Raw genomic sequence first — 460 nt, 5'->3', positions numbered from 1 at the left:
TTTCATAAATTAATAACTCTTGCCCTTATCTTCATTAGCCAATTATCACATGCAAGTGTGATTAATATTTACGGAGCGGGGGGGCCACATCACGCCATAGAAGAAGCCGCAGATTTTTTTAAAGAAATAGATGAAAATAAAGATGTGGATATTAATATTACTTATGGTCCTTTACAAAAATGGGAGGACTGCGCAAAAGCTATAAGTAATGAGTGTTCCAATAAAGGTGCTGATATTATATGGGGAACATCTGAACATGTTACATTTACAATAATGAAAGAGTTCAAGGGACATGGTTTTGATCTAAAAAACTCACATCCCATTTACTTAAGACCTGCAGTAATATTAGTTCAAAAAGGAAATCCACAAAAAATAAAAAACTTCTCCGATCTTATACACAGACAGGATATTACAAAAGTTGTAGTAAATAACCAGTCACGAAATACTCTAACATCTGGCA

General features: G+C 33.7%; 1 protein-coding gene. It reads left to right on the top strand.

Features of this window, described 5'->3' with window-relative positions:
- A partial coding sequence (locus UF05_RS08725) for a substrate-binding domain-containing protein (protein ID WP_197065577.1) occupies positions 1–460 on the top strand: 460 nt, incomplete at both ends.

It is taken from the genome of Vibrio sp. S457-15, assembly GCF_000960545.1.
Lineage (GTDB): Bacteria > Pseudomonadota > Gammaproteobacteria > Enterobacterales > Vibrionaceae > Vibrio > Vibrio parahaemolyticus.
Note: the sequence above shows the minus strand (reverse complement) of the source record. Positions and strands in the feature narration are given on the sequence as shown.